Source organism: Roseibium sp. RKSG952 (assembly GCF_009711355.1).
The window spans coordinates 89,612-93,372 of the sequence record NZ_SMMF01000941.1 but is presented as its reverse complement, the minus strand read 5'-3'; the positions used below and the strand labels follow the sequence as shown (position 1 = coordinate 93,372).

Here is a 3,761-nt window from a genome sequence, read left to right as displayed (position 1 = left end):
AGCACCGCCTCAGCAGCGCCGGTGAAGGGGGTTCTAAGGATAACCAACAAAAGCCGCAAGTGGAAAATTCAAAGAACTTGAAAAAAACAGCATTTTCAAAAAATAACGATATAATTCATTTAGTTAACCATTCAGCTAACAGCCCAAAACCGCCCATTTGAGATGACAGGCCGCACGAATCCCACAACCGAACGCTATAATCACGGACTCACCAAAAGACTCACCCGCGAGTCAGGCGGAATCGACCTGACGGAATCGCATCAGAAGGTTCGAAATCGGCAGCCGCAATGCCAGCAGCCCCAAAATGACAAGCAGATAGATCAGCGGCTCGATCTGGAATCCCTTGGCCAGCATCACGTAATGCAACCCGCCAAGGATCGCCGCAAGATAGACCAGCCGATGCATCTTGCGCCAAGCTGGCCCCATCTTTCGCACAGACCAGTTGTTTGAAGTAATCGCAAGCGGCAGCATGAGCAGGAACGCCGCCATGCCGACAGTGATATAAGGACGCTTAACGATATCCGCCCAAATCTGACTGGGCACTTGTACATCGAGAACCAGCCAAACCAGAAGATGCAGCGCGACATACGAGAATGTCAGAACACCTATCGCACGGCGAAACTTCATCAGGTTCAGGCCGAGATGACGTCGCAAAGGCGAGATGGCCAGACCGAGAATCAAAAGCTGCAGGGCCAGCTCGCCAAACTCGTGTTCCAATGCTTCGATGGGTTCGACCCCGAGACCGCCAGTGAACCCCAGATAGAACAGCCAGGGTGCGGGCAGAGCGCCTAACAGATACACGGCCCATACGGGAATGCGGCGCAGCAATTGGTTCACGGTCTGCATCGCTTCAGTAGTTCTCCGCCAGATCCATACCCTCATAGAGGCCAGCCACCTCTTCTTCATATCCGTTGAACATCAGGGTTGGTTCGCGGCGTGCAAAGAGACCGCCGCCAATGCGACGTTCCGATGCCTGCGACCAGCGCGGATGGTTCACGTTCGGGTTCACATTACTATAGAACCCATACTCACGTGGGTTGGACATGTTCCAGCTGGTCGGTGGTTGCGTATCCGTAAGAGTAATACGGACAATCGACTTGATCGACTTGAAACCGTATTTCCACGGCACCACCAGACGCAGTGGTGCACCGTTCTGGTTGGGGATCGTCTTGCCATAGATGCCAGTGGCCATGATGGTCAGAGGATGCATCGCCTCGTCCAGACGCAGGCCTTCACGATACGGCCATTCCAGAACAGGGAAACTGACACCCGGCATTTCATCGGGGCGATAGGCGGTTTCGAACGCCACATATTTCGCACCGTCCTGAACGCCCGCCATCGCGAGCAAATCGGACAGTTCAAACCCGTTCCACGGAATCACCATCGACCAGGCCTCTACACAGCGGAACCGATAGATCCTTTCTTCAATAGTCATTTCGGACAGGATGTCTTTGAAGTCATAGTCACCCGGCCGATCCACAAGACCGTCGATCTTGACGCTCCACGGCTCGGTGATCAGAGATCCTGCATATTTGGCAGGGTCATCCTTACCCGTCCCGAACTCATAGTAGTTATTGTATGTGGTGATCTCTTCCCATGTGTTCGGCTCCAGAGCTTCCTGAGCGCTTGATGGTCTGGCAACCGCCGCCAACCCGACACCTGCCAGCCCGGCCATAACTTGCCGCCGGTTCAGAAACGCCGCCCTCGGGGTGACGTCTGCATGTGTCAGTTTATTGGTCCAGCGATGCGCCATTTCAGTCTCCGTACTCTATTCACCTTGGTATCGAGGTAGTCAGCTATTAGCACAGAGCCAAGGCAACATGCGTCACGATTGGGAGAAGTGATTGTAACGAAACCAGAGTGCCGCCACAGATACAAATTCACTGGAACGGGTCGGTTTTCATCCAGAGCGGGCCGACCGAGGGCTGTAAATTACCCCTGAGGCCATCGTGGCGCGACAAACCCTTCAGCAACAGGATCGCCGCAGTCAGTATCTGCATAGCGCTGATATCAGTGAGAAAACTGTCGATATTCACTATCGTTCAGAATATTGATTGCCTAGCAGAAACAGAGAACGCGACCATAGCGCCTGACATGGTCGGGACGGTGAACATGACAGCCAGGATGATCCCAATGCTTGGGCCAAAAAAGCGAAATTCAACATGAACAAGCATAGCCCTCGGGATCAGGTGCCAAATCATCTACTGAGGTCGATCTTAGATCTGCCGGATGTTTCAGAACATAAAGAAGACGCAATAGCAGCCGCGCGGCTTGATCCTGAATCATTGCGCGATGTCGGTTCGGCCATCCCCCGCGGTGCTGAAAACACTGTGCTGGAATTTCTGGCGACACATCTTGGCCGCCCCTATGCCGGGGCCGAATTCGGAATAGCGCTTGATCCACGCAACAGTTCGCTGCTGACCTACATCCTGTTCAACTCAACGACATTACATCACGCACTTCATCACGTGCAGCGATTTATGCCTGTCTCACGTCCGCAGGCTCTGATCGACATCCGCGAAACGCAGGATCACGTGGATGTCGTTATTGATGGCATCGGAACGCATTTGATGCTGAACACCCATCTCATCGAGTTTTCATTGGGGACCTTGCTTGGGGCGTTGCGCGTTGCCACCGGGGTCGATCGTCTGGCCACTCAGGTTGGCATATCCGGTGCCCGGCTACACGGCGCAAAGGAACTGGCTGCTGTATATGGGTGTCACGTGAGTCTGGAAGAAGACGCAAACTATCTGCGATTCCCAAAGTCGGTGCTGGCGCTATCTATTCGGGATGCGGATGCACATCTGCTTAGACATCTTACCAGCTACGGAGAGGTGTTGCTCAGCCGGAATCCCCGGGCCGTATCCAGACTGACAGACAAGGTTGGGCGGCATGTGTTGCATGGGATGGCTTCCGGACGGCCATCAATGGCTGAAACCGCCACTGCGCTCGGACTGTCGGAACGCACATTGACACGCCGATTGCTGGAAGAAGGGACAAGTTTCAGGGAGATCGTGTCTGACGCTCAACTTAAGCTTGCACAAGCATTCCTAAGCGATCCCCACCTTTCATTGGCAGAGACCGCGCATCTTTGCGGCTTTTCAGACCAGAGCAGCTTTACACAAGCCTATCGAAGATGGACAGGCCGTACCCCGAAAGCAGACAGAATGTTGCTTATAAAATAACACGAATTTCGCGACTTATTGCCGATGGCGGAGATTCTAAAGGAATTGGCCACATTGGGACATGAATTTTGTGCTTCTCTTGTTACCTACGTCATCTCCACATGTGGAGAATGCAATCATAGGTTGAGGTAGAATATCATGTCCAAAGGAACTTTCACCGATTTCCTCTCGGCGCTGCTGGCGTTTGAATCGGGTTGGGACCGCGAGAGGTACGAAACAGGTGTCATTCAGGACTGGCAGCTGAATGCCTGGGCTGGCGGCGAAGTGACAAAGTTCTTCCCCAATTACACCAGTTGGGGCGATCTGAGTGATTCCGAGTGGGAGACGATGGCCTATCGCTCGCAAAACTCGTTGGGTTTTGTCGGTTTCCAGTTTGGCGAGGCGTTGCTGATCGATCTGGGTTACTATGACGACGACAAGTTTTACGGAAACGGGGAATCAACCAACAAATGGGATGGAACCTGGACCGGAAAGAACGGCGTCACCTCTCTCGAAGACTTTATGACGAAGGAGGCGCAGACCGTCGCCATTCAGGAAGCGTTCGGCTTCAACCTTCAGATCATTGAGGACGGGCTC

General features: G+C 53.4%; 3 protein-coding genes and 1 pseudogene. 2 read left to right on the top strand and 2 right to left on the bottom strand.

Features of this window, described 5'->3' with window-relative positions:
- Window positions 1-231: 231 nt before the first annotated feature.
- A complete protein-coding gene (gene msrQ, locus E1297_RS28690; RefSeq protein WP_155144281.1) occupies window positions 232-846 on the bottom strand; it encodes a protein-methionine-sulfoxide reductase heme-binding subunit MsrQ in 615 nt (204 codons plus the stop codon).
- A 4-nt stretch (window positions 847-850) separates the two neighbouring features.
- A complete protein-coding gene (msrP, locus tag E1297_RS28685; RefSeq protein WP_155144279.1) occupies window positions 851-1,753 on the bottom strand; it encodes a protein-methionine-sulfoxide reductase catalytic subunit MsrP in 903 nt (300 codons plus the stop codon).
- Window positions 1,754-2,162: 409 nt separating this feature from the next.
- Here msrP and E1297_RS28680 point away from each other — a divergent pair, with 409 nt between their 5' ends.
- Window positions 2,163-3,185, top strand: coding sequence for an AraC family transcriptional regulator (locus E1297_RS28680; protein ID WP_155144278.1), 1,023 nt, complete (start codon window positions 2,163-2,165; stop codon window positions 3,183-3,185).
- Window positions 3,186-3,323: 138 nt separating this feature from the next.
- A pseudogene (locus E1297_RS28675) lies at window positions 3,324-3,761 on the top strand (1,4-beta-glucanase); the annotation flags it as partial.

Bases quoted from the DNA above. Each gene is read 5' to 3' on its own strand.
- E1297_RS28680 (WP_155144278.1), top strand. From the start codon at position 2,163: ATGAACAAGCATAGCCCTCGGGATCAGGTGCCAAATCATCTACTGAGG.
- msrP (WP_155144279.1), bottom strand. From the start codon at position 1,753: ATGGCGCATCGCTGGACCAATAAACTGACACATGCAGACGTCACCCCG.
- msrQ (WP_155144281.1), bottom strand. From the start codon at position 846: ATGCAGACCGTGAACCAATTGCTGCGCCGCATTCCCGTATGGGCCGTG.